Annotated in this window: 28 protein-coding genes and 2 pseudogenes; 17 read left to right on the top strand and 13 right to left on the bottom strand. The window is 60.2% G+C overall.

Annotated features, from left to right (window positions below):
• Positions 1-92 precede the first annotated feature (92 nt).
• From BMZ70_RS21880 to BMZ70_RS21870, 3 genes are read left to right on the top strand one after another with little or no spacing between them, the layout of a single operon-like run.
• Positions 93-350, top strand: coding sequence for a BTH_I0359 family protein (locus tag BMZ70_RS21880; protein ID WP_092279390.1), 258 nt, complete (start codon positions 93-95; stop codon positions 348-350).
• Between the two features lie 41 nt (positions 351-391).
• Positions 392-1159, top strand: a complete 768-nt coding sequence (locus BMZ70_RS21875; RefSeq protein WP_092279388.1) for a class II glutamine amidotransferase — start codon at positions 392-394, stop codon at positions 1157-1159.
• Between the two features lie 42 nt (positions 1160-1201).
• On the top strand, positions 1202-2482 hold the full coding sequence (locus tag BMZ70_RS21870) for an EAL and HDOD domain-containing protein (protein ID WP_092279386.1): 1281 nt from the start codon (positions 1202-1204) through the stop codon (positions 2480-2482).
• 95 nt (positions 2483-2577) lie between these two features.
• Here BMZ70_RS21870 and BMZ70_RS21865 read toward each other — a convergent pair whose 3' ends face one another.
• The 6 genes and pseudogenes from BMZ70_RS21865 to BMZ70_RS28935 all read right to left on the bottom strand — a co-directional run bounded on the left by BMZ70_RS21865 (position 2578) and on the right by BMZ70_RS28935 (position 9758).
• Positions 2578-2955 (bottom strand): SPW repeat protein, encoded by a 378-nt coding sequence (locus BMZ70_RS21865; protein WP_092279384.1) that lies wholly within the window; start codon positions 2953-2955, stop codon positions 2578-2580.
• 82 nt (positions 2956-3037) lie between these two features.
• Entirely contained in the window at positions 3038-6799 is a 3762-nt protein-coding gene (metH, locus tag BMZ70_RS21860) for a methionine synthase (protein ID WP_092279577.1), read from the bottom strand.
• Positions 6800-7158: 359 nt separating this feature from the next.
• Positions 7159-7746 (bottom strand): 2-hydroxychromene-2-carboxylate isomerase, encoded by a 588-nt coding sequence (locus tag BMZ70_RS21855; RefSeq protein WP_092279382.1) that lies wholly within the window; start codon positions 7744-7746, stop codon positions 7159-7161.
• Positions 7746-8609, bottom strand: coding sequence for a methyl-accepting chemotaxis protein (locus BMZ70_RS29235; RefSeq protein WP_373922542.1), 864 nt, complete (start codon positions 8607-8609; stop codon positions 7746-7748). The genes BMZ70_RS21855 and BMZ70_RS29235 overlap by 1 nt, the downstream gene beginning before the upstream one ends.
• Positions 8604-9476: pseudogene (locus tag BMZ70_RS29230) on the bottom strand (nitrate- and nitrite sensing domain-containing protein); the annotation flags it as partial. The gene BMZ70_RS29235 and the pseudogene BMZ70_RS29230, both read right to left, overlap by 6 nt.
• 33 nt (positions 9477-9509) lie before the next feature.
• The gene (locus BMZ70_RS28935) at positions 9510-9758 is read right to left on the bottom strand and encodes a hypothetical protein (protein WP_229205536.1); all 249 of its coding nucleotides are present in this window, start codon (positions 9756-9758) and stop codon (positions 9510-9512) included.
• 127 nt (positions 9759-9885) lie between these two features.
• Between BMZ70_RS28935 and BMZ70_RS21845 the strand changes: the two genes are divergently transcribed.
• Positions 9886-10341: a hypothetical protein gene (locus BMZ70_RS21845; protein WP_373922537.1), complete on the top strand. Its 456-nt coding sequence runs from the start codon at positions 9886-9888 to the stop codon at positions 10339-10341.
• Positions 10302-11225, top strand: a complete 924-nt coding sequence (locus BMZ70_RS21840) for a DUF2145 domain-containing protein (RefSeq protein WP_092279378.1) — start codon at positions 10302-10304, stop codon at positions 11223-11225. The genes BMZ70_RS21845 and BMZ70_RS21840 overlap by 40 nt, the downstream gene beginning before the upstream one ends.
• Here the strand turns inward: BMZ70_RS21840 and BMZ70_RS21835 are convergent.
• From BMZ70_RS21835 to def, 3 genes are all read right to left on the bottom strand, one after another.
• Complete coding sequence (locus tag BMZ70_RS21835) at positions 11222-11860, bottom strand: NAD(P)H-dependent oxidoreductase (protein WP_092279376.1); 639 nt, start codon at positions 11858-11860, stop codon at positions 11222-11224. The genes BMZ70_RS21840 and BMZ70_RS21835 overlap by 4 nt on opposite strands.
• A gap of 99 nt (positions 11861-11959) precedes the next feature.
• Positions 11960-12910: a methionyl-tRNA formyltransferase gene (gene fmt / locus BMZ70_RS21830; RefSeq protein ID WP_092279374.1), complete on the bottom strand. Its 951-nt coding sequence runs from the start codon at positions 12908-12910 to the stop codon at positions 11960-11962.
• Entirely contained in the window at positions 12910-13452 is a 543-nt protein-coding gene (gene def / locus BMZ70_RS21825; RefSeq protein WP_092279372.1) for a peptide deformylase, read from the bottom strand. The genes fmt and def overlap by 1 nt, the downstream gene beginning before the upstream one ends.
• Positions 13453-13625: 173 nt before the next feature.
• Here def and BMZ70_RS21820 point away from each other — a divergent pair, with 173 nt between their 5' ends.
• The 4 genes from BMZ70_RS21820 (at position 13626) to BMZ70_RS21805 (ending at position 19223) form a co-directional block, all read left to right on the top strand.
• Positions 13626-14717, top strand: a complete 1092-nt coding sequence (locus BMZ70_RS21820; RefSeq protein WP_092279371.1) for a LysM peptidoglycan-binding domain-containing protein — start codon at positions 13626-13628, stop codon at positions 14715-14717.
• 8 nt (positions 14718-14725) lie between these two features.
• Positions 14726-15862, top strand: a complete 1137-nt coding sequence (gene dprA, locus BMZ70_RS21815; RefSeq protein WP_092279369.1) for a DNA-processing protein DprA — start codon at positions 14726-14728, stop codon at positions 15860-15862.
• Positions 15863-15905: 43 nt separating this feature from the next.
• The gene (locus BMZ70_RS21810; RefSeq protein WP_092279367.1) at positions 15906-16370 is read left to right on the top strand and encodes a Smg family protein; all 465 of its coding nucleotides are present in this window, start codon (positions 15906-15908) and stop codon (positions 16368-16370) included.
• Between the two features lie 198 nt (positions 16371-16568).
• Positions 16569-19223: a DNA topoisomerase III gene (locus BMZ70_RS21805; protein ID WP_092279365.1), complete on the top strand. Its 2655-nt coding sequence runs from the start codon at positions 16569-16571 to the stop codon at positions 19221-19223.
• On the opposite strand, the gene BMZ70_RS21800 is transcribed toward BMZ70_RS21805, so the two are convergent.
• Positions 19195-19851 carry a hypothetical protein gene (locus BMZ70_RS21800; protein ID WP_092279363.1) on the bottom strand — a complete coding sequence of 219 codons (657 nt, stop codon included), beginning with the start codon at positions 19849-19851 and terminating at the stop codon, positions 19195-19197. The two genes, BMZ70_RS21805 and BMZ70_RS21800, sit on opposite strands and share 29 nt — an antisense overlap.
• Before the next feature lie 523 nt (positions 19852-20374).
• On the opposite strand from BMZ70_RS21800, the gene BMZ70_RS21790 reads away from it, so the two are divergent.
• The 8 genes and pseudogenes from BMZ70_RS21790 to BMZ70_RS29340 all read left to right on the top strand — a co-directional run.
• Positions 20375-20845 (top strand): hypothetical protein, encoded by a 471-nt coding sequence (locus BMZ70_RS21790; protein ID WP_229205534.1) that lies wholly within the window; start codon positions 20375-20377, stop codon positions 20843-20845.
• A 189-nt stretch (positions 20846-21034) separates the two neighbouring features.
• Entirely contained in the window at positions 21035-21457 is a 423-nt protein-coding gene (locus tag BMZ70_RS21785) for a hypothetical protein (RefSeq protein WP_092279357.1), read from the top strand.
• Positions 21458-21490: 33 nt separating this feature from the next.
• A complete protein-coding gene (locus BMZ70_RS21780; protein WP_229205533.1) occupies positions 21491-21919 on the top strand; it encodes a demethoxyubiquinone hydroxylase family protein in 429 nt (142 codons plus the stop codon).
• A gap of 66 nt (positions 21920-21985) precedes the next feature.
• Positions 21986-22591 (top strand): hypothetical protein, encoded by a 606-nt coding sequence (locus BMZ70_RS28610; RefSeq protein ID WP_207231576.1) that lies wholly within the window; start codon positions 21986-21988, stop codon positions 22589-22591.
• Positions 22588-23079, top strand: coding sequence for a hypothetical protein (locus BMZ70_RS28120; RefSeq protein WP_130301085.1), 492 nt, complete (start codon positions 22588-22590; stop codon positions 23077-23079). Before BMZ70_RS28610 ends, BMZ70_RS28120 begins: the two co-directional genes overlap by 4 nt.
• A 543-nt stretch (positions 23080-23622) precedes the next feature.
• On the top strand, positions 23623-23895 hold the full coding sequence (locus BMZ70_RS21765; protein WP_307184163.1) for a type II toxin-antitoxin system HicA family toxin: 273 nt from the start codon (positions 23623-23625) through the stop codon (positions 23893-23895).
• Positions 23892-24224, top strand: a complete 333-nt coding sequence (locus BMZ70_RS21760; protein ID WP_092279353.1) for a type II toxin-antitoxin system HicB family antitoxin — start codon at positions 23892-23894, stop codon at positions 24222-24224. The genes BMZ70_RS21765 and BMZ70_RS21760 overlap by 4 nt, the downstream gene beginning before the upstream one ends.
• Positions 24225-24465: 241 nt before the next feature.
• Positions 24466-24648: pseudogene (locus tag BMZ70_RS29340) on the top strand (hypothetical protein); the annotation flags it as partial.
• Positions 24649-24666: 18 nt separating this feature from the next.
• On the opposite strand, the gene BMZ70_RS28115 reads toward BMZ70_RS29340, so the two are convergent.
• Genes BMZ70_RS28115 through BMZ70_RS21745 form a run of 3 tightly spaced genes read right to left on the bottom strand, consistent with a single transcriptional unit; the run spans position 24667 to position 26589 of the window.
• Positions 24667-24852 carry a hypothetical protein gene (locus tag BMZ70_RS28115; RefSeq protein ID WP_130301087.1) on the bottom strand — a complete coding sequence of 62 codons (186 nt, stop codon included), beginning with the start codon at positions 24850-24852 and terminating at the stop codon, positions 24667-24669.
• A gap of 52 nt (positions 24853-24904) precedes the next feature.
• Entirely contained in the window at positions 24905-25573 is a 669-nt protein-coding gene (locus BMZ70_RS21750; protein ID WP_092279349.1) for a hypothetical protein, read from the bottom strand.
• Complete coding sequence (locus BMZ70_RS21745; RefSeq protein ID WP_092279347.1) at positions 25570-26589, bottom strand: NADP-dependent oxidoreductase; 1020 nt, start codon at positions 26587-26589, stop codon at positions 25570-25572. The genes BMZ70_RS21750 and BMZ70_RS21745 overlap by 4 nt, the downstream gene beginning before the upstream one ends.
• Positions 26590-26620 lie beyond the last annotated feature (31 nt).

Genomic DNA, 26620 nt, shown 5'->3' with positions numbered 1-26620 from the left:
CGCTGATTGGCCTTGAAATGTCCCGTTTTCGGCCCCAACTGGGTTTCGAAGGCGGAAACTCAGGTGTTGCGCCTCTTGTGAAAGGAAGCAAAATGAACCTCATCTACAACAGCGAGCAATACAGTGTTGTCGAATTCGGCGCGGACCGTAACTTGGATGCATTGCGCTTCGGAGGGTATGAAATCGTCGACAAAGGCGGCAAGCGCGAAATCTTTATCGCCGGCATTCTGGCGCAAAACTTCCGCCGCGACGTCAACGAGCTGATCGCCAACGAGCCGACGATGGCGGAAATCGATGAATTTTTGGGCAGCTATGACGCATTGATGAGCCAACCCGTGCTGCTGCATTAAAAGGGGCCAGCACTGGCACATGGTGTGGTTATAATCACGCCATGTGCCAACTTCTAGGAATGAACTGCAATGTCCCGACCGACATTGTGTTCAGCTTTACCGGCTTTGCCATGCGTGGCGGCCAGACCGATACCCACCATGACGGCTGGGGCATCGCCTTTTTCGAGGGCGCCGGCGTGCGCCACTTCGTCGACCACCAGGCCGCCATCAACTCGCCGATCGCCGAGCTGATCAAGCGTTACCCGATCAAATCCACCAACGTCATCGCCCACATCCGCAAAGCGACGCAGGGGCAGGTTGCGCTGGAAAACTGCCATCCCTTCGTGCGCGAACTGTGGGGCCAGTACTGGGTGTTCGCCCACAACGGCGACCTCAAGGAATTCTCGCCGCTGCTGAACGGCGCCTTCCGCCCGGTGGGCACCACCGACAGCGAGCTGGCGTTCTGCTACATCCTGCAACAGCTGCGCGCCCGCTTCGGCGAGCAGCGGCCGCCGCTGGACCAGCTGCGCTCGACGCTGAGTTCGCTGGTGCACGAGATCGCCACCCACGGCACCTTCAACATGATGCTGTCCTCGGGCGGCGAATTGTTTGCCCATTGTTCCACCAATCTGTTCTATCTGGTGCGCCAGCACCCGTTTGATACGGCCAAGCTGTCCGATGAGGATGTCAGCGTCGATTTCGCGCAGGTGACCACGCCGAACGACCGGGTCGCCATCATCGTCACCCAGCCGCTGACCACCAACGAACAATGGACCGCCTTCCTGCCCGGCGAACTGAAGCTGTTCATCGACGGTTGCCCCCAGCCTTAAAATTTTGGCGACACGGCCGCGCATTGCTGTCAAAATAAGCAAATGATCGACCTCACCCTACATGACTCCGGGCCCCGTAGCTTGCGCGTGCGCGAGTTCTACCTGGGCCGCCAGCCGATACTGGACCGTAATCAGGCCCTGTTCGGCTACGAGTTGCTATTTCGCAACGCTCCGGTAGGGCCGGCCCACGTCACCAACGACTTGACGGCCACGGCGGCGGTGATCGCCCACGCTTCGCAGCTGGGCATGGAAAAAACCATCGGCGATGCGCTCGGCTTCGTGAATGTCGACGCCAGCGTCATCATGAGCGACATTTTCCCCTTCCTGCCGCGCGAGAAGGTGGTGCTGGAGATCATCAACACCATGCCGGCCACGCCGGAGGTGATCGCCCGCATCCGCGAGCTGGTGGGCCACGGCTTCCGCTTTGCGCTGGACGACGTCACCGGCGAAAACGCCGACGTGCTGGCGCTGCTGCCGCTGGTCGACTACGTCAAGATGGACATGCGCAATATGCCGCTGTCCACGCTGATGAAGCTGGCGCCGCGCTTCCGCCAGGAGAAGAAAAAGCTGGTGGCGGAAAAGGTGGAGACGCGCGAGGAATTCAAGAATTGCCTCGACCTCGGCTTTGATTACTTCCAGGGCTATTACTTCTCCAAGCCGGTCATCATGAGCGGCAAGAAGCTGTCGCCGTCGCAGCTGGCGGTGATGGAGCTGATGACGCTGGTCACCTCGGATGTCGACAACCAGGAAATCGAACGCGCCATCAAGCGCGACGTGTCGCTGGCGCTCAACCTGCTGCGGCTGGTGAACACGCCGGCCGTGGGCGCGCGCCAGCGCATCGATTCGCTGAGCCAGGCCGTGACTATCCTCGGCCGCCGCCAGTTGCAGCGCTGGCTGCAGATCATGCTGTATGCCGAGCCGGGCAAGCGCGGCCACAGCATGACGCCGCTGCTGATGCTGGCCACCACGCGCGGCCGCCTGCTGGAACTGTTGGCCGGCAAGCTGCGGCCTAGCCAGCGTGAGTCGGCCGACATCGCGTTCACGGTGGGCATCATGTCGCTGATGGATACGCTGTTCGGCATCCAGATGGGCGAGATCCTTGAACAAATTCCGGTCAGCGACGATGTGCGCGCGGCATTGCTGCACCGCGCGGGATTCTTCGGCGACCTGCTCAAGCTGGTCGAGTGCATTGAGCGCATCGAGGAAATGGATGGCCACATCGTGCCCACGCTGCGCGACCTCGCCATGTCCACCGATGAACTGGTGGAGCTGGAAATGGCCGCGTTCGAGTGGAGCGACAACGTGGTGCGCTACGCGCTCTAGGCACGTCATTCCGGCGCAGGCCGGAATCCATAGAACGCATGCGTTACTTTAACGCGAGCGTTCCATAGGTTCCGGCCTTCGCCGGAACGACGTATTCAGGTCGCGTGGCCTGCGCTTGGCCAGTGCTTCACCAACTCCGGATCGGTTCGCATCTCCCATAGCGCCAGCACGGCGACGGCGATGCCGACCACCACCGAATTCCATACCAGCTCGCGGTTGTCCTCGATCCGCAGCACCCACGGCGACACCGCCACCCACACGCCCACCAGCAGGTTGAGCACCACGGCCCAGAAGTAGGTCTTGTACAGGTCGAACACTGCCAACAGCACCACCACCGCGCCCGAGATGAACGCAGTCCACGCCTGTATCGATGGAATCGGATAGTCGAACACCCACGGTGTGATGAAGAACCACAGGCCGAGCAGCAGGATCACCTGATCCTGCCAGCGTTTGACGGATGGATTTTTAGCCATATTGCCTCCCAAGTAGATGCCGCCGGCTGGCGGTGTTCTACTTAGTCTGGCAACGTAGGCGAAAGTTCAACCTCAGGAGAGCTTACGACAGGTTCGGCGCCAGCCAGCGTTCCAGTTCGGCCTTGTCGACGCCACGGCGTTGCGCCATGTCGTTGAGCTGGTCCTCGCCGATCTTGCCGACCACGAAGTACTTCGACTCCGGATGCGCAAAGTAGAAGCCGGACACTGCCGCGCCCGGATACATGGCGTAGGAATCGGTCAGCACCATGCCGATCTCTTCGGCCTGCATGGTGTTGAACATTTCGCGCTTGACGGTGTGCTCAGGGCAGGCCGGGTAGCCCGGCGCCGGGCGGATGCCGAGGTACTTCTCGCCGATCAGCTCCTCGTTGCTGAGCTTCTCGTCGGTGGCATAGCCCCACAGGTCGGTACGCACGCGCTCATGCAGGTATTCGGCAAACGCTTCGGCCAGACGGTCGGCCAGCGATTTCAGCATGATCGACGAGTAGTCGTCGTGCGCGTCTTCGAAGCGCTGCTCGTGGCGTTCGATGCCCAGGCCGGCGGTGACCGCGAACATGCCGATGTAATCCTTGATGCCGCTGTCCTTCGGCGCGATGAAGTCGGACAGGCACTGGTTAGGACGCTGCACGCCGTCCACCACCGGTTTCACGCCTTGCTGGCGCAGGCCGTAGTAGGTGAAGTCCACGGTGCTGCGCGTGTCGTCGGTGTAGATCTCGATATCGTCGTCGTTGACGCTGTTGGCCGGCAGCAGCGAGATGACGCCGTTGGCGGTCAGCCAGCGGCCATCGATCAGCTTCTTCAGCATGGCCTGGCCTTCCTCAAACACCTTGCTGGCCGCTTCACCCACCACCTCGTCGGTCAGGATGGCAGGGAAGGGACCGGCCAGGTCCCAGGTCTGGAAGAACGGACCCCAGTCGATGTACTTGGCGATGGTGCCGAGGTCGACGTTCTTGAATTCGCGGCGGCCGATGAACTTCGGCTTCACCGGCGCGAACGACAGCTTCATCTTGTTGGCGCGCGCATCGGCCAGCGACAGCATCGGCAGCGCTTTCTTGTTGGCGTGCTGTTCGCGGATACGCTCGTAATCCTGTTCCAGTTCGCTGATGTACTGATCGCGCGATTCCGGCGTCAGCAGCGATTGTGCCACCGACACCGAGCGCGATGCATCCGGCACGTACACCACCGGGCCGTCGTAGTTGTGGGCGATCTTCACTGCCGTGTGGGCGCGGCTGGTGGTGGCGCCGCCGATCAGCAGCGGGATCTTCAGCATGCGGAAGTGCTCGTCGCGCTGCATTTCCTTGGCCACGTGGGCCATCTCTTCCAGCGACGGCGTGATCAGGCCGGACAGGCCGATGATGTCGGCGTTCTCCAGCTTGGCCTTGGCCAGGATCTCGGAAGCCGGCACCATCACGCCCATGTTCACCACTTCGAAGTTATTGCATTGCAGGACCACCGAGACGATGTTCTTGCCGATGTCGTGCACATCTCCTTTCACCGTGGCGATGACGATCTTGCCCTTTGGTTTGGCGACGATGCCGGTGCGCTTTTCTTCCGCCAGCTTTTCTTCCTCGATGAACGGGATCAGGTGGGCCACGGCCTGCTTCATCACGCGTGCCGATTTCACCACCTGCGGCAGGAACATCTTGCCCTGACCGAACAGGTCGCCGACGATATTCATGCCATCCATCAGCGGGCCTTCGATCACGTGGATCGGGCGGCCGCCCTTGGCCGCGACGGCAGCGCGCATCTCTTCCGTGTCATCGGTGATGAACTGGGTGATGCCGTGCACCAGCGCGTGTGCCAGGCGCTTCTCGACCGGGGCGTTGCGCCATTCCAGATTGGTGGCGTCCTGCTTGCCTGCGCCGGCCTTCAGCGTGCCAGCGAATTCAATCATGCGTTCGGTGGCGTCTTCGCGGCGATTCAGCACCACGTCTTCCACGCGCTCGCGCAGCTCGGCTGGCAGGTCGTCATACACGCCCACCATGCCGGCGTTGACGATACCCATCGTCATGCCGGCCTTGATGGCGTGGTACAGGAACACGGTGTGGATCGCTTCGCGCGCCGGGTCGTTGCCGCGGAACGAGAACGAGACGTTGGAGACGCCGCCCGAAATCTTCGCGTGCGGCAGGTTGTCCTTGATCCAGCGGGTGGCGTTGATGAAGTCCACCGCGTAGTTGTTGTGTTCTTCGATGCCGGTGGCGACCGCGAAAATGTTCGGGTCGAAGATGATGTCTTCCGGCGGGAAGTTGACTTGCTCGGTCAGCACCTTGTAGGCGCGGGCGCAGATTTCGATCTTGCGCTCGAAGGTATCGGCCTGGCCCTTTTCATCGAAGGCCATGACGATGACGGCGGCGCCGTAAGCGCGGCACAGCTTGGCCTGGCGGATGAACTCTTCCTCGCCTTCCTTCATTGAGATGGAGTTGACGATGGATTTGCCCTGCACGCATTTCAGGCCCGCTTCGATCACCGACCATTTCGACGAGTCGATCATGATCGGTACGCGCGAGATATCGGGTTCGGAGGCGATCAGGTTGAGGAAGCGGGTCATCGCGGCTTGCGAGTCCAGCATTGCCTCGTCCATGTTGATATCGATGACCTGCGCGCCGTTCTCCACCTGCTGGCGTGCCACGCTCAATGCTTCGTCGTACTGCTCGTTCAGGATCATGCGCGCGAAGGCTTTGGAGCCGGTCACGTTGGTGCGTTCGCCGACGTTGACGAACAGCGAGTCGTCGTCGATGGTGAACGGCTCCAGGCCCGACAGGCGCTGCGCGACCGGCACGTGCGGAATGGCGCGTGGCTTGACGGTCGACAGGATCTCGCCAATGGCCTTGATGTGGTCCGGCGTGGTGCCGCAGCAGCCGCCGGCCACGTTGATGAAGCCCGCTTCGGCGAATTCCTTCAGCAGGGCCGAGGTGTCGGCCGGCAGTTCGTCAAAGCCGGTGTCGCTCATCGGGTTGGGCAGGCCGGCGTTCGGGTAGATGCAGACGAAGGTATCGGCGATCTGCGACAGCTCTTCAGCGTACGGGCGCATCAGCGCCGCGCCCAGTGCGCAATTGAGGCCGATAGTCAGCGGCTTGGCGTGGCGCACCGAGTTCCAGAAAGCCGGCACGGTCTGACCGGACAGGATGCGGCCGGAGGCGTCGGTCACGGTGCCGGAGATCATCAGCGGCAGGCGTTCCTGCGCTGGATGGTCTTCGTAGTATTTGTCGATGGCGAACAGCGCGGCCTTGCAGTTCAGCGTGTCGAAGATGGTTTCCACCAGCAGCAGGTCGACGCCGCCGTCGATCAGGCCCTTGGTCTGTTCGTAGTAGGCGTCGACCAGCTGGTCGAAGGTGATGTTGCGCGCGCCGGGGTCGTTCACGTCCGGCGAGATCGAAGCGGTTTTTGGCGTCGGGCCGAGCGCGCCGGCGACAAAGCGCGGCTTGTCGGCGCTGCTGTACTTGGCGGTGGCGGCACGCGCCAGCTTGGCGGCTTGCACATTCATCTCATAGGCCAGTTCGCCCATGTAGTAATCGTCCTGCGCGATCCAGGTGGCGCCGAAGGTGTTGGTCTCGATGATGTCGGCGCCGCCGGCCAGATAGCGCTCGTGGATCTCCTGGATCACGTGTGGCTGGGTCAGCGTCAGCAGCTCGTTGTTACCCTTGACGAACAGCTCGCGTGCGCCGGAGCCAGCGGGGGCGGCGAAATCGATGAACCGGCCATTCGGGCCGCCGCGATAAGCGGTTTCATCGAGCTTGTACTGCTGGATGATCGTGCCCATAGCACCGTCGAGAATCATAATGCGGCGGGCGAGGATCTCGCGCAACTGCGCATCGGTCTTGGACATGACGGTGTGGGACACGGTGTTATTCATTTGTTATCTCTAAGGTCGTGGAAGGCGCAGCCGCAGCAGAGGGCGGTCTGAGATTATACGGCATCCCTGAATAAGCTTCAGCCAACAGAGGCCTCGCCGCAACAATCTGCTACATTCAGGGTCAGCTCTGTCATTTGGACACACGCGCGGGATGTTTGAGTTATATCAAAACGGCTTCGCCAGTCGTGGGTTCCTAAAATCTTTTATCCGGCGGCTGGCAAGCGGTTTCGGCAAAGTTACGGCTAACGGATTTTACTCAAGCGTATTGATATTTCTCAAATTTAGAGCGCGCGTGTCCAAATGACAGAGCTGACCCTGAGTTGGTAAAAAAGCTAGTTTTTTGCCAGAGCGAGGGCGTCGCTGAGGCGGTCGTTGCCCCAGTACATGTCGGGGCCGACGAAGAAGGTGGGGGCGCCGAAGATGTGGAGGGCGCGTGCTTCGTCGGTGCGGGCGTGCAGGCGGACTTTGTTGTCGACGGATTGGGCGGCGGCCAACAGCGCCGGCGCATCGAGGCCGATACTGGTGAGGATGTCGGCAAGCACCGCGTCGCTGCCGATGTCTTCGTCATGCTCGAAGTTGGCCAGCATCACGCGCGCGCAGAATTCGGCCATCCACGGCTGGTGTTCGCCCAGCAGGGCGACGCGGGCGGCCAGTATCGAACGACGTGGGAATTCCGACGGCTGTCGCCACGGCAGGCCGTATTTGGCGCATTCGCGCGGCATGTCCTGCCACACGTAGTCGCCTTTGTCCTTTTGCAGCACGAACGGCGAGTTGTCCCAGCCCTGTTCCTTGAAGATGGGGCCCAGCAGGAACGGCTTCCATTGCACCACCACCTCGTGCTGCCGCGCCAGGCGCAGTACGCTCAGGTAGCTGTAGTTGCTGGCGAAGTCGAACCAGCAGTCGATTACCGGCGCCGTCATCAGCGCGAAGAACTCAGTTGCAGCGGCCGGCTGCCGAGCTTGGCCGGGCGCGGTGGCGTGGATAGTTGCGGGCCGCTGTCGTTATCGAGCTTGAACACGCTCATCGATTGCACCAGCGCCTGCGCCTGCTCTTGCAGGCTGGCCGAGGCGGCGGCGGTTTGCTCGACCAGCGCCGCGTTCTGCTGCGTCATGTCGTCCATCTGGGTGACGGCCTGGTTGACTTGCTCGATGCCCGCGCCTTGCTCGGCCGACGCGGTCGCAATGTCGCTCATGATGTGGGTGATGCGCTCCACACTGGCCACCACTTCGCCGATCGCTTTGCCGGCCTGTTCGGCCAGCGCGTTGCCGGCATCGACTTTCTCGACGCTGGCGCCGATCAGGTCCTTGATCTCTTTGGCCGCCGCCGCCGAGCGCTGCGCCAGGCTCCGCACTTCGCTGGCGACTACCGCAAAGCCGCGCCCCTGTTCGCCGGCGCGCGCCGCTTCCACCGCCGCATTCAAGGCCAGGATGTTGGTCTGGAAGGCGATGCCATCAATCACGCCGATGATATCGACGATACGGTGCGAGCTGGCGTTGATTTCGCCCATCGTCTGCACCACCTGCGCCACCACGTTGCCGCCCTTGCTTGCCACGCTGGACGCGCTACCCACCAGCAGGTTGGCCTGCCGCGCATTTTCGGCATTCTGCTTGACGGTGGAGGTCAGCTCCTCCATTGAGGACGCCGTTTCTTCCAGGTTGGACGCCTGCGATTCCAGTCGTCCCGACACATCCGCATTGCCGCTAGCGATGTCGCGCGTGGCCGCGCCGATGTTGTCGATGCTGGTGCGCACGTCGCGCACGATGGTGCGCAGGCTGTCGTTCATTTCGCGCAGCGCGCGCAGCATCTGGCCCACTTCGTCCGGTGCGCCGACGTCAAAGTCCGACACCAGGTCGCCACGCGCCACGCTCTGCGCCACGGTGATGGCGTTTTGCAGCGGCACGGTGACCGAACGCGAGATCATGCGTGCCACCAGCCCGGCCAGCACCACCAGCCCGAGCATGCTGCCCAGCATGGTCCAGCGCGTGCGGTGGAAGGCGGCGATTTTTTCTTCCAGCATGGATTGCAGCTCGGCGTTGGCTGCGCTGTTGAGCTTGAACTGCAGGTCGATGGTCTGGGTGGCTGCCGCCACATAATCCGACGCCGGATAGTCCGGCGTTTCCTGGTTGAGGATGTGTTCGCCGGCCAGCCGCGTCAGCGCGGTTGCTGCCGCGGTTGCTTCCTGCATCTGCGGCCCCAGCTTGGCCGAGATGTCGGGATTGAAGTGCACCGCTTTGTCGAACGCGGTGCGGGTCTGGTCCAGCCGGTCGTTCACGCGGCCGAGGATGGAGGACAGCGCGATCCGTTCCTCCGGCGTGGCTGCCTTGCGTGCCAGCAGGCCGGCGCCCAGCGCGCGCGTGCGGCCCAGCTCCTCGGTCAGGTAGGGCAGTTGATAGTACATGGACTGGATCAACTGGTAGCTGTCGCGGTCCGGATCGAGGCTGAGGCCGAAGTGGTCGCCGACGCGGTCGTTCAATTTGAGCAGCTGCGGCACCAGCGCGCTGTGGGCGGCAAAGCTCTGCGCCACGGTCAGGCTTTTGCTGCTGACGCCGCTGCGCAGGGTTTCCCAGTCGCCCTTGGCCTTGCGCCAGATCTCGTCGACGGCGGCATCGTGCATCTCCTTCACGAGCGCATCGACCTTGAGGTAGGACTGGTCCGCCTCGGCCTGCTTGGCTGCGCGCTTGTCCTAGGTGCCGGAGACGCCGCCCAGCACCAGCGCCGCAATGCCGCGATGCTGCTGGGTCAGTTGTATGGTTTTCATGATTTCCGCCACTTGCGGCAGGCCTTCCTGTTCGCTCTCGTAAGCGTTCAGTCCCTTGGCCGCCTCTTGCACGTAGAAGTAGGTCGGGATGCAGGCCAGCAGCAGCGCGATCACGCTGAGGAACAGGAACTTGTGGGCCAGGCGCAGTCGGCCAAGGAAGGAATAGGTAGGCACGGCAAACCTCCTGAAAAGCAGCAGTCTGATTTCATCATATGCCTGATTTGGTGATAATCGGAGAGATTTCTTTCTGTGCGCCACCTTTTTGTGGCGTAAAATTCTCTCATTTTGTCGTGTTGAGGAAATGTTGATGAAGTGCTCTTTACGTTTGATCGTCGCAGTTGCCGTGATGGGGCTGGCTTTGAATGCACAGGCGGAAAGCATCGCCTCGTCGGCGTCGAGCGCCGGTTCCGCGTCCAGCGGCAGCGTGTCCGATTCGCTGTCCAGCTCGAGCAATAGCTCGCACAACGGCCATAAGGTGGCGGATGGCGATTACCGCATCATCCAGATCGCCGCCACGCCGGAGCGTGCCGGCCGCACCCGCGTCACCCTGCAGACCGACGATCCGCAGCAGCGCATCGTGCTCGACCTGCCGCAAGCGACTTTCGACCAGCAGCAGCTGGCGGTCGGCGATGCGATGTATGCGCACAACCGCGTGTACGGCATTGAGTTTGGCCGCGTCGATAATCGCCAGCCGTTCTACCTGGTGCTGGCCGATGAATGGCATGGCGAGCTGGCCTCGCGTCCGCTGAGCCTTTGAAGCGACTCCGCCTGCTGGCGCTGTGCTTGCTGTTCGCAGCAGGCGCAGCCCACGCATCCTCCGGCCGCTTCTGCGACCGCTCGCAAGAACTGACCGCCGCCGAGCAAGACCGCCTGCTGCGCTTTGCCGCCGTGCTGCGCGACGAGTTGGCCGCCACTGATGATGGTGTCGCGCTGGTCAGCCGTTCAGGGCTGGATCTGTCGCGCTTTAACATCCGCTATTCACATGCCGCCATTGCATGGCGTTCGGAGCAGGGCCTATGGTCGGCGCGCCAGCTGTACTACGCTTGCGATGAACACCGCCCGCGCATTTACGACCAGGGCCTGGCCGGCTTCGCGATGGGCACCGATGATCCCAAGCTGGGCTACCTGAGCATCGTGCGCTTGCCGCCGCAGGCGGTGCTGCCACTGCGCCCCGATACGCCTCGCGCGCTGCACCTGCTGGCCGCGCAATACAGCGCCAATGCCTACGTCTACAGCCTGCGCTACCAGAACTGCAATCAATGGCTGATCGAAATGCTGGCCGCAGGTTGGGGTGATCTGAAGGATGGCGAGGATTTACGCGAGCGCGCGCAAGCATGGCTGCGCAAGGAAGGCTATGCGCCGGAACCGGTGGAGGTGGGGTCGCGTTTCTGGATGCTGGCCTCGTACTTCGTGCCGCTGCTGCATCTGGACGATCATCCCGATGAAGACCGCGCCGCGCTCAAGCTGCACATCAGCCTGCCGACGACGGTGGAGAGTTTTGTGCGCGCCCGCTTTCCGCAAAGCGAGCGCGTGGAGCTGTGCCACGATGAAAAACAGATCGTCATCCATCGCGGCTGGACGCCAATCGCCGAAGGCTGCAAGCCAGCCGACGGCGACCGCGTCATTTCGCTGCTGGATTAGTTCAGTTCGGTGATGAACTTCTCGACAGGACGGCGCACCTTCTTCAGGTTGACCAGCCAGTCGCCATCTTCCTGGCGATAGCCCAGCGGCAGGATCACCACGCTGCGCAGATTGCGTTCCTTCAGGCCCAGGATCTGGTCGACGGCGGCTGGATCAAAACCTTCCATCGGCGTGCTGTCCACGCCTTCCGCAGCGGCCGCCACCAGCGCCACGCCGAGGCCGATGTAAGCCTGGCGCGCAGCGGCGTCGAAGTTGGCGACGTCACCGCGCGCGGCCACGATGCCGTGCAGCTGCTTGCGATAGGCTTCCCAGCCTTCGTTGATGAAGCCGCGCACTTCGTTGGTGTAATCGAACATCGAGTCGATGCGGGCAGGAGTGATGTTGTCCCATGCCGCGAACACCAGCAGGTGCGAGGCGTCGGTCACTTGCGACTGGCCCCATGCCACTTCGCGGATCTTGGAACGCAGTTCGGTGTTCTTCACCACGAACACTTCAAACGGCTGCAGGCCGCTCGAGGTCGGGGTCAGGCGGATGGCTTCGAGGATGCGGTTCAGCTTGTCCTCGTCCAGCTTTTTGGCCGGGTCGAATTTCTTGGTGGCGTAGCGCCAGTTGAGGTGATTGATTACGTCGCTCATATGCATATTCCCTTTGGCTATAAGGCCCGGCGCCAAATGGGCCGGGCAATAGACCATCATAGCGAATCTGCAGAGATCGTGCTTGAGACCGCTATATTTTCAGTTGAAGTGCAGGCCTTCGAGCGGGAAGCCCTTGATGAATTCAGCTGCCGGCAGGCGCTTGCCGCCCGGCTTTTGCAGCTGGGTCAAACGCAATGCACCGGTGCCGCAGGCGACCACGATGCCATGTTGCGCATCGGCCGACAGCACCTTGCCGGCAGGGCCGTTGGCATCGGCCACTTCCGCGCCCCACAACTTGACGCTGACGCCATTGACCGTGCCATGCGCACCGGGGAAGGGATTGAAGGCGCGGATCTTGCGGCTGATCTCCACCGCCGATTGCGTGAAGTCCAGCGCCGCTTCTTCCTTGCTGATCTTGGCGGCGTAGTTCACGCCTTCTTCCGGCTGCACTGTCGCCGGCAGCTGGCCGGCTTGCAGTTTGTTGAGCGCATCGACAATCATCTTGCCGCCCAGTGCCGCCAGCTTGTCGTGCAGGCTGCCGGTGGTATCGCTGTCTTCGATGGCCACGCGTTCGATCAGCAGCATCGGGCCGGTGTCCAGGCCTTCTTCCATCTGCATGATGGTGATGCCGGTTTCCGCGTCGCCCGCTTCGATCGCGCGATGGATCGGCGCGGCGCCACGCCAGCGCGGCAGCAGCGAACCGTGAATGTTGAGGCAAGGCTTGATGTCCAGCGTCGAGCGCGGCAGGATCAGGCCGTAGGCGGCCACCACCATCACGTCGTACGGCGTGGCCAGCAGGCGGTCGTGCGCGGCCTTGGCTTCCTCGGCGCGCTGCGGATCCTTGCTGTCCATGCGCAGCGACAGCGGCTGCAATACCTCGATGCCTTGCGACAGCGCGTACTGCTTCACCGCCGACGGCTGCAGCTGCATGCCGCGGCCGGCCGGGCGATCGGGCTGGGTCAGCACCAGCGGGATCTCAAAACCGGCCTCGTGCAGCGACTGCAGGGCCACGGCGGCAAATTCCGGCGTGCCGGCGAAGACGACTTTCATTAGAAGCGACGGCCCTGGGCGCGCAGCTGGGCTTCGCGCTGCATGCCGCGCTCTTCCTTCTGCAGCTTGGTCTTGATGCGGTTGCGCTTCAGCGGCGACAGGTACTCGACGAACACCTTGCCTTGCAGGTGGTCCATCTCGTGCTGGATGCACACGGCCAGCAGGCCGTCGGCGTCCACTTCAAACGGCTGGCCCTTGACGTCGAAGGCACGGACTTTGACTTTCGATGGACGCTCGACACCGTCGTACACGCCCGGCACCGACAGGCAGCCTTCGTCGTAGACTTGCTTGTCGTCGCTGCTCCACAGGATTTCCGGATTGATGTAGGCGACCAGGCCGCTCTTGTCTTCGGTGATGTCGATCACCACCACTTGCTCGTGCACGTCGACTTGCGAAGCGGCCAGGCCGATGCCCGGTGCCTCGTACATGGTTTCGGCCATGTCGGCCACCAGCTTTTCCAGGCGCTCGTCAAACGCGGTGACCGGAACGGCCACTTTGTGCAGGCGAGGATCGGGGTAACGCAGAATATTTAAAATTGCCATGATAACTAAGTGAAAACTATGTGAGTGCCTTGCTAATACGCCTGTCGCAGCACGGGTTTCCCGAGCGCGGTTTCGCTTGCTAGTTCAGGGTTTTATGGGCAGAATTTGATTCAATTTGGCAAGCTTTCCTGCTTTGCTGCCGTGTGCTTGCGGCGCACTTACTGGATCTATTAATGAAAAATTTTAGCACAGTCGGTACCCGCTACGCATTGGCCGCCCTGTTTGCGGTCGCCTCGGCGGCCTCGGCCGCTCCCCTCAAGTGCGAGTTCCGGGCCGATGCGCCGGACCGTCACGTGGTGGTCAAGGGCGATACGCTGTGGGATATTTCCGGTGTGTTCCTGCAAAAACCGTGGTGCTGGCCCACCGTGTGGGGCATGAACCGCGACGAAATCGCCAATCCGCACTGGATTTATCCGGGCCAGATCATCTGGTTCGACCGCGCCGCCGGCCGCCTGCGGCTGGGCAATCAGCTCGGCGAGGGCGTCAACGACCCAGCAACGCAAAAGCTGGAACCGCGCGTCCGCACCGAAGGCCTGGGCAAGGACGCCGTGCCGTCCATCCCGCCGGGCGTGATCGAGCCGTTCCTGACCCAGCCACTGATCATCGAAGATGACGAGTTGAAAGGCGCGCCGCGCATCGTCGCCACCCAGGAGGGCCGCGTGTTCCTCGGCAAGGGCGACAAGGCCTATGTGCGCGGCGAACTGAAAGACAACACCTCGTTCCAGGTGTTCCGCCCCGGCACGCCGCTGAAAGACCCCATCACCAAGCAAGTCATCGGCTACGAGGCGTTCTACCTCGGCACGCTGAAACTGCAAACCGAGGCCAAGGCCGGCTCCGACGTGCACACCTTCACCGTGGCCACCGCCAACCAGGAAATGGGCAAGGGCGACCAGCTGCGCGCCGTGCCGCCGATGCCGATGCAGAACTATGCGCCGCACCCGCCCGAGCAGGCGGTGGAGGCGCGCATCGTGGCGGTGTACGGCGGCGTCACCCACGCCGGCCAGAACCAGATTGTCAGCATTAATCGCGGAAAGCTTGACGGACTCGATGTCGGCTCTGTTTTACAGCTGTACCATGCAGGAAGAACTGTGAGCGATTCCACGGCCAAGACCAGCTGGTTCGGGCGCGAGCAGCAGGTCAAGCTGCCGGACGAGGAAGTAGGCAGCTTGTTTATCTTCCGCACGTTCAAACACATCTCCTACGGCCTGATCATGCAGGTACGGGCGCCGGTGGAAGTGGGTGACGTTGCCAAGTCGCCGGAGTAAACCGTGCCGTGCAAGCCACGGATTCCACTGTCGAATTGACCAGGCCAGCGCTGGCGGGCTGGCTGCGTCTGCAACAGACCGGCGGTGTCGGCCTGCTGACCGCGCATAAGCTGCTGGAACGCTTTCTCCACCCCCAAGCCATCTTTGACGCCAGCCGCAGCGAGCTGCTGGAAGTGGTCAGCGCGCGCCAGGCGGACGCCTTGCTGGCGCCGCCATCGGGCGCGGCGGCGGCTTGCATCGATGAGTGGCTGGACGCCATGCTGGCCTGGCAGGCGCAGCCCGGCCACCGCCTGCTGCCGTTCGATCATCCCGATTATCCCGACCACCTGCGCCATATCGTGGCCGCGCCCTTGCTGCTGTACCTCAAAGGACGGGCCGAACTGCTGGCGTGCCGTGCGGTAGCGGTGGTCGGCTCACGCAACGCCAGCCGGCAGGGTGTGCTGAACGCCGAGCGCATGGCGCAGACCTTGTCGGATGCGGGCGTGACCGTGGTCTCCGGGCTGGCGTTGGGCATCGATGCGGCAGCCCACCTCGGCGGTTTGAGCGGCCCCGGCGGCACCATCGCCGTGCTGGGCACCGGCATCGACCGCATTTACCCGGCCCGCAACGGCGCACTGGCGCGGCGCATCGCCGAGGAGGGCTGCCTCGTCAGCGAATGTCCGCTGGGCACGCCGCCTTCACGCGATAACTTCCCGCGCCGCAACCGCATCATCAGCGGCTTGTCGCGCGGCGTGCTGGTGGTGGAGGCGGCGTCGCAGTCCGGCTCCCTGATCACCGCGCGGCTGGCGGTAGGACAGGGGCGCGATGTGTACGCCGTCCCCGGCTCGATTCATGCGACACTGTCCAAAGGCTGCCATGAATTGATCCGCGAAGGGGCGCGGCTGGTGGAATCCGGCTACGACGTGTTGCAAGAGTTGCAGATGCAGGCCGACGCCGAAGCCGGCGCGCGCGGGCGCTTCACGCCGGACGACAGCTTCGTCGACCGCATCCTTGACGCGATGGGCGACGATCCGCTGGCGGCCGACCTGCTGGCCCTGCATCTGGGCCAAGCGCCGGGCGAGCTGCAAGGCCAGTTGCTGGCGCTGGAACTGGCCGGTTTGCTTGAACGTTTGCCAGGCGGAATGTTTCAAAGGTTGCGGGTTTGAACAGCACTTGTCTCCGATTCGTTTTAACTGATAGAGTAGAGCCATGTTCGACGTCCTTGTTTATCTCTACGAGACTTATTACCGTCCCGATGCCTGCCCCGAGCCGGCTGCATTGGCCAAGAAGCTGTCGGCCGTCGGTTTTGACGATGTCGAGATCTCCGAGGCCCTGGTGTGGCTGACTGACCTGACGGAAATTGCCGGGGTGGAACATGCGCTGACCGCTGCCTCCACCGGCACCCGTTTCTACGTGGAAGAGGAAACGGACGCACTGGGCGGCGCCGCCATCGGCTTCATCCAGTTTCTGGAATCGGCCAAGGTCCTGACCCCGCTGCAGCGCGAGATCGTGGTTGAACGCGCGCTGGCGCTGGACGAGGCGCCGGTGTCGCTGGGCAAGCTCAAGGTCATCGTGCTGATGCTGCTCTGGAGCCAGGGCAAGGAACCGGACGCGCTGATGTTTGACGACCTGTTCGGCTCGGATGAAGACCAGGCGCCACGCCTGTTGCATTAATTCCGCATAAAAACTTCCCTTTAGGAAATACAACAGGCCATAATTGGCGCTGTGGTGCACTGCGCTTGCAGTCTGCCGAGCAATCAGCTTATTATTGTCGCCTTGATAAGACTGTGACGGAAACATGTAGATTGCGGCGCGATCCATGTATCATGCGCATGCAAATCCTCCAAAGTGTTAAAAACGAGATACTAAAATATGAGCAAAACCCTCATCATCGCCGAAAAACCGTCGGTCGCGAATGACATCGCGAAGACGCTGGGCGGCTTCACCAAGCACGATGAGTACTTTGAATCCGACGAGTACGTGTTGTCCTCCGCCGTCGGTCACCTGCTGGAAATCGCCGTCCCGGAAGAACACGACGTCAAGCGCGGCAAATGGAGCTTCGCGCACCTGCCGATGATCCCGCCGTACTTTGCGCTGAACCCGATCGCCAAGACCGAAGCGCGGCTCAAGGTGCTGAACAAGCTGATCAAGCGTAAAGACGTCACCACCCTGATCAACGCATGCGACGCGGGCCGCGAAGGAGAACTGATCTTCCGCCTGATCGCCCAGAACGCCAAGGCCAAGCAACCGGTCAAGCGCCTGTGGCTGCAATCGATGACGCCGACCGCGATCCGCGACGGCTTCTCGCACCTGCGCACCGACGACGACATGCTGCCGCTGGCCGACGCCGCCCGCTGCCGCTCGGAAGCGGACTGGCTGATCGGCATCAACGGTACCCGCGCCATGACCGCCTTCAACTCGAAAGAGGGCGGCTTCTACCTGACCACCGTGGGCCGCGTGCAAACGCCGACCCTGTCGATCGTGGTTGAGCGCGAAGAAAAGATCAAGAAATTCGTCTCGCGCGACTTCTGGGAAGTGCGCGCCGAATTCGTCTGCGCCGCCGGCGTGTACGAAGGCCGCTGGCTGGACACCAAGTTCAAGAAGGACGAGACCGATCCTGAGAAGCGCGCCGAGCGCCTGTGGAGCAAGGCTGCGGCCGACTCCATCGCGCTGGCCGTGCGCGGCAAGCAAGCCACCGTCACCGAAGAAGCCAAGCCGACCACCTCGATGTCGCCGGGCCTGTTCGACCTGACCAGCCTGCAGCGCGAAGCCAACTCGCGCTTCGGCTTCTCGGCCAAGAACACCCTGGGCCTGGCGCAAGCGCTGTACGAAAAACACAAAGTGCTGACCTACCCGCGTACCGATTCGCGCCACCTGCCGGAAGATTACCTGGCGACCGTGCAGCAGACGCTGGAAGTGGTGAAAGAGAATAACAACTACCACCAGTTCGCCAAGCAGATCCTGGACAAGGGCTGGGTCAAGCCGAACAAGCGCATCTTCGACAACACCAAGATCTCGGACCACTTTGCGATCATCCCAACCACGATCGCGCCAAAGAACCTGTCCGAGCCGGAGCAGAAACTGTACGACCTGGTGACGCGCCGCTTCCTGGCTGTGTTCTTCCCGGTTGCCGAGTTCCAGGTCACCACCCGCTTTACCGAAGTGTCGGGCCACACCTTCAAGACCGAAGGCAAAGTCATGACCAATCCGGGCTGGCTGGCGATCTACGGCAAGGAAGCCGACGGCGACGACAAAGAGAAGGAAGGCAACAACAAGAGCCTGGTGCCGGTTGCCAAGGGCGAGAAAGTGTTGACCGATAAAGTCGACGCCAACGGCCTGGTCACCAAGCCGCCTGCGCGCTACACCGAGGCGACGCTGCTGTCGGCAATGGAAGGCGCGGGCAAGCTGGTGGAAGACGACGAATTGCGCGATGCAATGGCCGGCAAAGGCCTGGGCACGCCAGCCACGCGCGCCGCCACCATCGAGGGTTTGATCTCCGAGAAGTATCTGCTGCGCGAAGGCCGCGAACTGATGCCGACCGCCAAAGCGTTCCAGCTGATGACGCTGCTGCGTGGCCTGGGCGTGAACGAACTGACCGCACCTGAGCTGACCGGCGAGTGGGAATACAAGCTGTCGCAAATGGAGAAAGGCAAAATCTCGCGTGACGAATTCATGCGCGAGATTGCGCAGATGACGCAAGTGATCGTCAAGCGCGCCAAGGAATACAACAACGATACGATTCCGGGTGACTACCACACCATGCACACGCCGTGCCCGAACTGCGGCAGCGTGGTGAAGGAAAACTATCGCCGCTTCGCCTGCACCAAGTGCGAATTCTCGATGAGCAAAACGCCGGGCGGCCGCCAGTTTGAAATCGAGGAAGTGGAACAGCTGCTGAAAGACCGCACCATCGGTCCGCTGCAAGGCTTCCGCTCCAAGATGGGCCGTCCGTTCGCCGCCATCCTGCGTATCGTGCGTGATGAAGAGATCAAGAACTTCAAGCTCGAGTTCGATTTCGGCCAGAACGACGATTCGGAAGATTCGGAACCGGTCGACTTCAGCGAGCAGACCCCGTTGGGTCCGTGCCCGAAATGCAACGGCGGCGTGTACGAGATGGGCCTGGCGTATGTGTGCGAACACAGCGTGGCGAAACCGAAGACCTGCGATTTCCGCAGCGGCCGCATCATCCTGCAACAGGAAATCCTGCCGGAGCAAATGGCCAAGCTGCTCAACGACGGCAAGACTGATCTGCTGCCGGGCTTCGTCTCGCAGCGCACGCGCCGTCCGTTCAAGGCCTTCCTGGTGAAGGGCAAGGACGGCAAGATCAGCTTCGAGTTCGAGGAGCGCAAGGCGAAAACGCCGGCAAAAGGCAAGGCAGCCGCAGCCGCTGCTGACGACGGCGCCGAGGAAAAAGCCCCGGTGAAAAAAGCCGCAGCGGTGAAAAAGCCGGCGGCGAAAAAAGCCGCAGCCAAGAAGCCAGCGGCCAAGAAAGCAGCGCCTAAAAAAGCTGCTGCCACCGCAGAGTAAAACAACGGGACCTTCGGGTCCCGTTTCTTATTGCGCCGCGCTTTTTTTCCAGCGCCGTGAGATAGGCACTCGCCGCCATCGCGCGCGCCGCCTTCTCCTGCATGTGCTTGACCTCGTATTCGTGGATATTGTTGATGACCTGCTGCGCGGCTTCGTAGCGGTCGATCACATCATCGTCATGGAAAAGTAGCTGGCCGTCTTCCACGCTGATGACATCGCGATTCTCCTCAACGACAGTGAACATCTCGCGCACCGCAGTGATCCAGCGATCGCGATTGGCATAGAACTCCGCCTGTCCCGCGAGCGTGCTGTTGAGCGAAGCGATGAAACCCCGCTCATACTCATACGCCTTCTCTACCGGCAGCGACGCGATCGCCGCCGTAAGCTGTTGCATGGCCGCCGTAACGAACTTGGCAAAGATCTGTTGATGTGCCTGATGCAGCTCGGTGAGCCGGCCGACCGTATCGAGCGCTTGCTGCGTACCTTCTTTGGTGGCGACACTCTCCAGCGTGAACAGCCGTTCCAACTGCAACGCCGCCTGCGCCTGCTCATAAGCCAACGCCGCCTGCTGCGCCATCCCTCCGACTTGCTGCGCCAGTTGAATCAATTGGAGTTCAGTAGGGTGCATGCGCCGATCCAGATAGATAAAAATATTGCAAATATTATCATTAAATTCAGCATGTAATTCGACAGTTCGCCAGAGTGCTTGCCCTTGCTGTCATTATCTGGCATGTTGATGTTTTTAAAACGTCAATATGACGTCCACTTTAGGTTGGGCATCCCTATGGATTACTTAACTCCTAGCTGCCCGAAATGTGGCAGCAGTGCACATGTCGTTTCAAAACTAATCTTGATCGGGAAGTTAAGCCCCAAGGGAATTTTTTCGGACTCCGGAGAACGAGCCGGATACCAACGGAAAGATCAACTTGCGATCGATGAGTGCCTTCCTGGAATCATTCGTAAACAACCTTTGGAGCAATTTATAGATGGTTATTTTTGTGATGAGTGCGGTAACGGATTTGTACCCGATGAGTTCCTGCGCAATGAGAATTAAAACTTGCGCAAGCGTTTTGATGCACTTGCCCAACCCTTCAATCAACTCGGACGTGCTAAAGCGCGCCGGTTATCGCGCACGTTGGTAGCCTTAGCACATGCGCATACTCGCCTTAGTACTTCCTATTCTTTTTTCTATGTCAGCCACAGCCGGTGATTTCTTTCCTCATGACTACAAGCGATTCCCGTTCAAGGAAGGGGATCTCTTAGTTAGCAAGCGAGGCGACCACAAGTTCGCCGTAAATAAAATTTTGAAGGTCGACCGTTTCGATTTCAAGAAGGGAAGCAGCATCAACATTCAGGGCCAGCAATTTACTGCGACGGATGACGATTTTCTGTTAGTTGTCAGTGCTGCGTACGGCGCAGATGAATTTGCCTCATTTGAGCAAGCCCAAGACGCGGCTTTGTCGGGCAAGTGGACTGTTGAACTCGGCCACATTCCAAACCGGCCTCCTGGTGCTGCTGCTGGCCAAACCGTAGTTGGCCACGCCCCAGTTTTGAATTCTGAACTGGATGGCTACAAAGTATGGCGAAAAGCGTTCGAGAGGGGAGAAGCCGGTGTCTTCTAATGACGGTTTTCCCCAATCATACATTCCTGCCGGCGCCGTAAGGCGCGGCTGAATTTGAACGCTAGGGTTCAGGGATGCCTATGCATCGAAAACCAAGAGCTGGAGTTCAAATGCTAAAGCCACTAACAATTAGCTCCTGCGGACGGCCCGCAGCCGTCACTGATCGAGCACGTTAGCCTCACACCGCACATGGGATACGAAGTTCACATTACGCGAAAAGAAAACTGGTTTGATGACGGACCGGAGATATCTCTAATCGAATGGCTTGATGTTGTAAATGCTGATCCTGAAATGCGCAACGACGGATACGCGGAAACGACTGTTAGCGGTGGCTCAGTCTTGCGAATTGAAGATCCAAGCATGTCCGTTTGGCTCGCGTATCCCGGCCACCAGAAAAATGGGAACATGGCTTGGATGTGGCTCAGTCATGGATGTGTCGTTACAAAGAACCCTGATGAAGAAATAATTGGGAAAATGGCTATCATCGCTCAAAGACTCTCCGCGAAAGTACAAGGGGATGAAGGTGAAGTGTACGGCATTGAGGGTCAACTGTTATCTGAAGCAACGACCAGGCCCGCTCCGCCACCTAAGCCGTGGTGGCGGTTTTGGTAGCGACGACTAGCCCCGCAGTCAACAGGCCTAACTATGCCCGCTGATATGGCCCCATCTCCACTTGTTGTTCGCGATTACGCCAACCGCGTGCTCAAGGTTAACCATGCTGGCGAAAACGGCGCTGTAAACATTTATCGAGGCCAGATATTCGCTGCGCATCTGACAGCTCCGGGCGGCTTGTTCTTGGGGTTTGTCACGGGGCTGTTCGGTCGCCGCGCGATTGCGGCAACTACGGTAGCGGTCGAGCGCGTTGTGCTGCAGCATTTGGAGAAACAACTCTTATCGTTACGGGATACTGACACTGCCGCCTATGCGGCAGTTTTGTCCATCGTTGAAGAGGAGCGACTGCATCATGATCAATCTGCCGCGCACCTCAAAGTCGGCCAGTTTTGGCCTCGCGTCTTAACGCCAGTCGTGGCTGGATCTACGGAGGTCGTCATATGGCTTGGGATGCGGCTGTAATGCATACTCTCCGTTCCAGCGGCCCCGTGCCGGCAGCGCTGAACCTTTACGTTGGAGCTCATGAACATGAAGCATTTCCTGCTGTCGCTGCTCCTTTTCCCCATGTTAGCCTGGTGCGCTCCGCCGATGAAGACCGACTCCGATAGCAATCCTCTTCTCGATCAGTACAGTGAAGAGGGATTTGTAGACTGCGTACTGCGCATTGTTGATCGGTCGGAATCGCCTGAACACTATCGGCTTCGGTTGCGGGCCAATTACGGTGGTCAAGTTGTCGGGATGGACGTGGTCGTGGTCAAGCATATCCAAGGCGGCTTCGATGCGGAGATGAATCTCAACAAGGAGCATGTGTACAGGCGCGGAGTGGCCTTTATCCGAACCGGCCCCGAGAGCGACAGGCTCATCAGCGCGTTGGCAAAGCTGTATGGGCACGAAAAGCCCATGCGTCAAATGATTTCCGAGGAGACGTTCACGGCAATCGCACTGCATCAAGGGGCAATCGACATGGAGCGGGAGCCGGTGAAGATCAAGATTTTCGGGCGCGATGGTGAATCGTTCGACGAGGACGCATATTACGAGTCGTTCTTCAATCTCGACTTGAGGGCTGGTTTCGTTTTCTGGAACGAGAAAGATCAGGGCTATCGAGAGCCTCTCATCAGGGGGCTCACACAATGAGCTGGACACCGCTTGATCGGCAAATGTACAAGTTTTCCGCGACGAGTTCTGCGCTTATTTTGACCACGGTGCTGGCCACCCCGCACTGCTTGGCGGATTTGACCAGCACTCTTGAGTTAAGACCTTCAGTTTCTTCTGACCATGTTGCCAATGCCATTTGGAGCGACGAAAACACCTTCTTTTTACTTTCGCTATACGATAGACCGGCAAGCTGTCCTGAAACAACGAAAGCAGTGCAGCAAGTGCTACAACTTATGCCTAACAGAAAATTGTCTGATGGAGAGAATAGCTATTCAATAGTGGCCGAACTTCCTCTTTGCCTTTCGCGAAGCGCTGAAGGTGCGGTGTCGCTGTGCGAATATGGGGAGCTGCTTCTCGAGTATCACGAGGCGAGAAGAGAGTATCTAGGCGAGTATTCCTTCCAACTAAGTGATGGCAGCGAGCGCTCCGGTTCGTTCCGTGCTATTTACTGCCCCTCAGGTAGCTGAGGGGCGATGTTCTTATTAACCGCCGAGAAGCGCTCGTGAACGTATGGAATTCATCTTTGAGTTAGTGCTCGAGTTCCTCATCCAGCTAGTCGGCGAGGTACTATTCGAGCTTGGTCTGCGCTCTATGGCGGAGCCATTTCGTAGGCGCCCGAATCCTTGGCTCGCTGCATTTGGCTACGCTATCTTTGGCGCTATTCTCGGTGGCTTAAGCCTTTGGCTATTCCCTCATCATATGGTGGCCAACTTCACGTGGCGGTACTTTAATCTCGTCTTCACTCCTGTGGCCGTCGGGCTGTGTATGTCATGGCTGGGCTCATGGCGTTCCCGTCGAGGTCAGCAAGTACTACGAATTGACCGCTTCTCGTTTGGCTTCCTCTTTGCTATCTGCTTTGCCCTGGTGCGATTCTTTTGGGCGAGCTGAATCACGGCTGGTGCTGCGTCTTTAGAAGAAACAGGTTGGCATGATCGGCCTCAACACCCTTGTTATCGAAGAGGGTATATGTTGGTGACCGTTGCGAGCCAACTCAATAAAGGTACCATTTCATGGTACTATTTTTCCTGATGAAGCGTAAGTGTCAGCGCACCCTCGAGGCCATCTGTTCCCACCCGGTCAGTGCCAATGTGCCTTGGCGCGATATCGAAGCGCTCTTTGTTGAGCTTGGTGCGGATGTTAGTGAGCGGGAGGGGAGTCGCGTGGCGATTGTTCTATTTGGTGAGGTGCGAGTGTTTCACCGCCCGCATCCTTCGCCCAATACCGATAAAGGTGTGGTGGCAAGTATTCGCAGATGGATGGAGCAACACGGAGTGAAGCCATGAGCGTTATGACCTTGGATGATTTCCAGGCCAAGATTGAGTATGACCCGGAGCTGGATCTTTTCCGGGGAGAGATTCTTGGACTGAACGGTGGGGCCGATTTCTTTGGTAAGAATCCCCGACAGCTACGTGTGGAATTCAAGAAGTCGCTTGAAATCTTCCTGGCTGTTTGCCGCGAGCAGGGTATCGAACCTCGACGTCAGTTTTCAGGAAAATTCAATCTCCGAATTTCTCCTGAACTCCACGAAAAGCTGGCTATTGCAGCGCAGGTCGAAGGAAAGAGCATTAATACGATTGCGCAGGAGGCACTTCAAAAGAGAGTCGCCTCGTAGCTTCGGCGACTAACGCTTCGAGCGATGAGAGAATTCTATGGACATCATCAATAATCCACCGAAACTTGGAAAGCATGAGGCGCTTGATGAGCAGTTCGGCCGGTGGTGGCGCTTTTTGAACGATTTGGGTGTGGCTGTTTTTCTTCTGTTTCTGTCGTGTTTAGGCGCAGGCGAGAATAAGCATCTTTGCGCTGTCTTATCCGGGGCACTACTGGGGTGGAGGTATGCAGTTGGACGAGTCATGTTTCCCTCATTTATAACTCACCTCCGTAATGAAGGCAGTACGATACGTGTAGTCCGGTTGGGCAAGGAGCGCGCTGAAGACGAAGGTGTTCGCATCGGTACAGTGCGCCGTCCGCCGCGCGGCGTGCCCAAGGTGAAGTTCGCTTCTGAGAACTGGTATGACGTAGCATGGCGTGAGCTAAGGCTGATGACTTGCTGTTTAGCCGGCGACATTTTTGTCTCCTGAATTTGCACTGCGCCATTCGCGATATTTGCGCATGGCCGCTGCAAGCTTAGGTTTTGGAATGTCGACGCTGTCCAGCGATTTGACGAAAATTTGCCAGTCCTCTGTGCGGGGGACGAGCATTGCGTCTTCCGCAGATGTTCCTTGTTTGGTGGCCGGCATGGCGACCTCTCTGGAATCTGGTTGTGCAACTATATTCCGATTTCAGAAAGTGCTACTTTAAATCGTCGGTGTAGAAGTAGATGGTGCCTTTGATGGCGTCGCAGCGGGAGTGGAGGGCGGTGGCTAGCTCGGCTGGACTGGGTTCGCGCAGGTCTTGTTTGATGACGCTGATGCTGTCGGTCGCCGCGCCCGGTGTGGCGCGATAGGACAGGATGTGGTCGTAATCGGGACGGCTGTCGATTTGCTTCACCAGGTAGCGCTGCTTGCCGCTGCCGATTTGCAGGTAGGTCGATGTGCTGCTGGCGCGCTGCTCAGGTGACAGCTTGCGGAACAGGAGTACTTTGTCGACCACGATGGTGGAGGCCGCGTACTGTGTTTTGCCGCCTTGCTCAAAATGGCCAGAAACCAGATCGGCCTTGAAGTGCTTGAGCGGCGAGGGGGCTTGTGGCATCAGGCGCGAGAGCTCGAATTTCTCCGGCGCGATGGTCCACAAAGCGGTCTTGCCTTCGAGGCGCTTGCGCAATGCGGCATCGGTGGCCGCATCGGCCACGTGTACCTGCAGGATCACCTGATAATCATGCGGCGCATGGAACATCGGCAGGTGCGATGCGTACAGGCCGTCCTTGCCGCCGAATAGCGCCATGCCGTGCTCGCCATAGGTGACGTCGGCAGCGAAGGCGCCGCCGCTCAGCAGCAGTATGAACAGTGCGGCGATCTTCATGCTTTCACCAGCAGCTTGCCGCGATGGTCGCCGGTGAACAGCGAGTTCAGCGCCGATGGCAGTTGCTCGAAACCGTCGATCACGGTTTCTTCAAACACGATTTCGCCGGCCTTTACCCACGGTGCGACGATGCGGATCATTTCGTCCATGCGGTGCAGGTAGTCGCGCGCCAACATGCCTTGGATGGTGGCGCGCTGGTACAGCATGTGGTGCAGCAGGCGCGGGCCGAGTTCCGGCGTTTCCAATCCGCCGCTGTACTGGCTGATCTGGCCGCAAATCACGATACGTGCGCGGCGATTGATCAGCGGGATGACGGCGTCGGTCACCATGCCGCCGACGTTGTCGAAGTAGACGTCGACGCCGCCGGTCAGGCGTTTGATTTCCGCGCCGAGCGCATCGGCATTGGAAAACGCTTTGTAGTCGATAGCCCAGTCTGCGCCCAGCGTGTCGCGCACCCAGTCGCACTTGGCCGCGCCGCCGGCGATGCCCAGCACGCGCGCGCCGTGGCGCTTGGCGAACTGCACCACCAGCGATCCGACCGCGCCGGCCGCGCCGGACACGACCACCACTTCGCCTGCATGTGGTTTGCCCGATTCGGTCAGGCCGAACCACGCGGTGCGGCCCGGCATGCCGAGCACGCCGAGGGCGGTGGTCACAGGCGCCAGTTCCGGATCGATGCGCTTCAGGGCGCTGGCGTGCACGCGCGCGTGGGTCTGCCAGCCGGTGTAGCTCTGCACCCAGTCGCCTTCGACAAAGCCTGGCGCGTTGGAGGCCAGCACCTGCGCCACCACGGCGCCTTGCTGCACGGTGTTCAACGGATGCGGATCGGCATCGTAGGTCGGCTTGCTCGACTGGCCGATGCGCATGTAGGGATCGACGCTGAAGTAGCGCGATGCAATCAGCACTTCGCCGTCGGCCAGCGTGGTGTCCAGCGCTTGCTCGATGAGTTCGTAGTGGTCGGTGGTGATCTGGCCCGTCGGCTGGCGGCGGTAGATCCATTGTTTGGTCGTAATCATAGGCCTGAATGGTAAGATGATGATCGTATCC

This window comes from Duganella sp. CF402, assembly GCF_900109645.1.
Taxonomy (GTDB): domain Bacteria; phylum Pseudomonadota; class Gammaproteobacteria; order Burkholderiales; family Burkholderiaceae_D; genus Rugamonas.
Note: the sequence above shows the minus strand (reverse complement) of the source record. Positions and strands in the feature narration are given on the sequence as shown.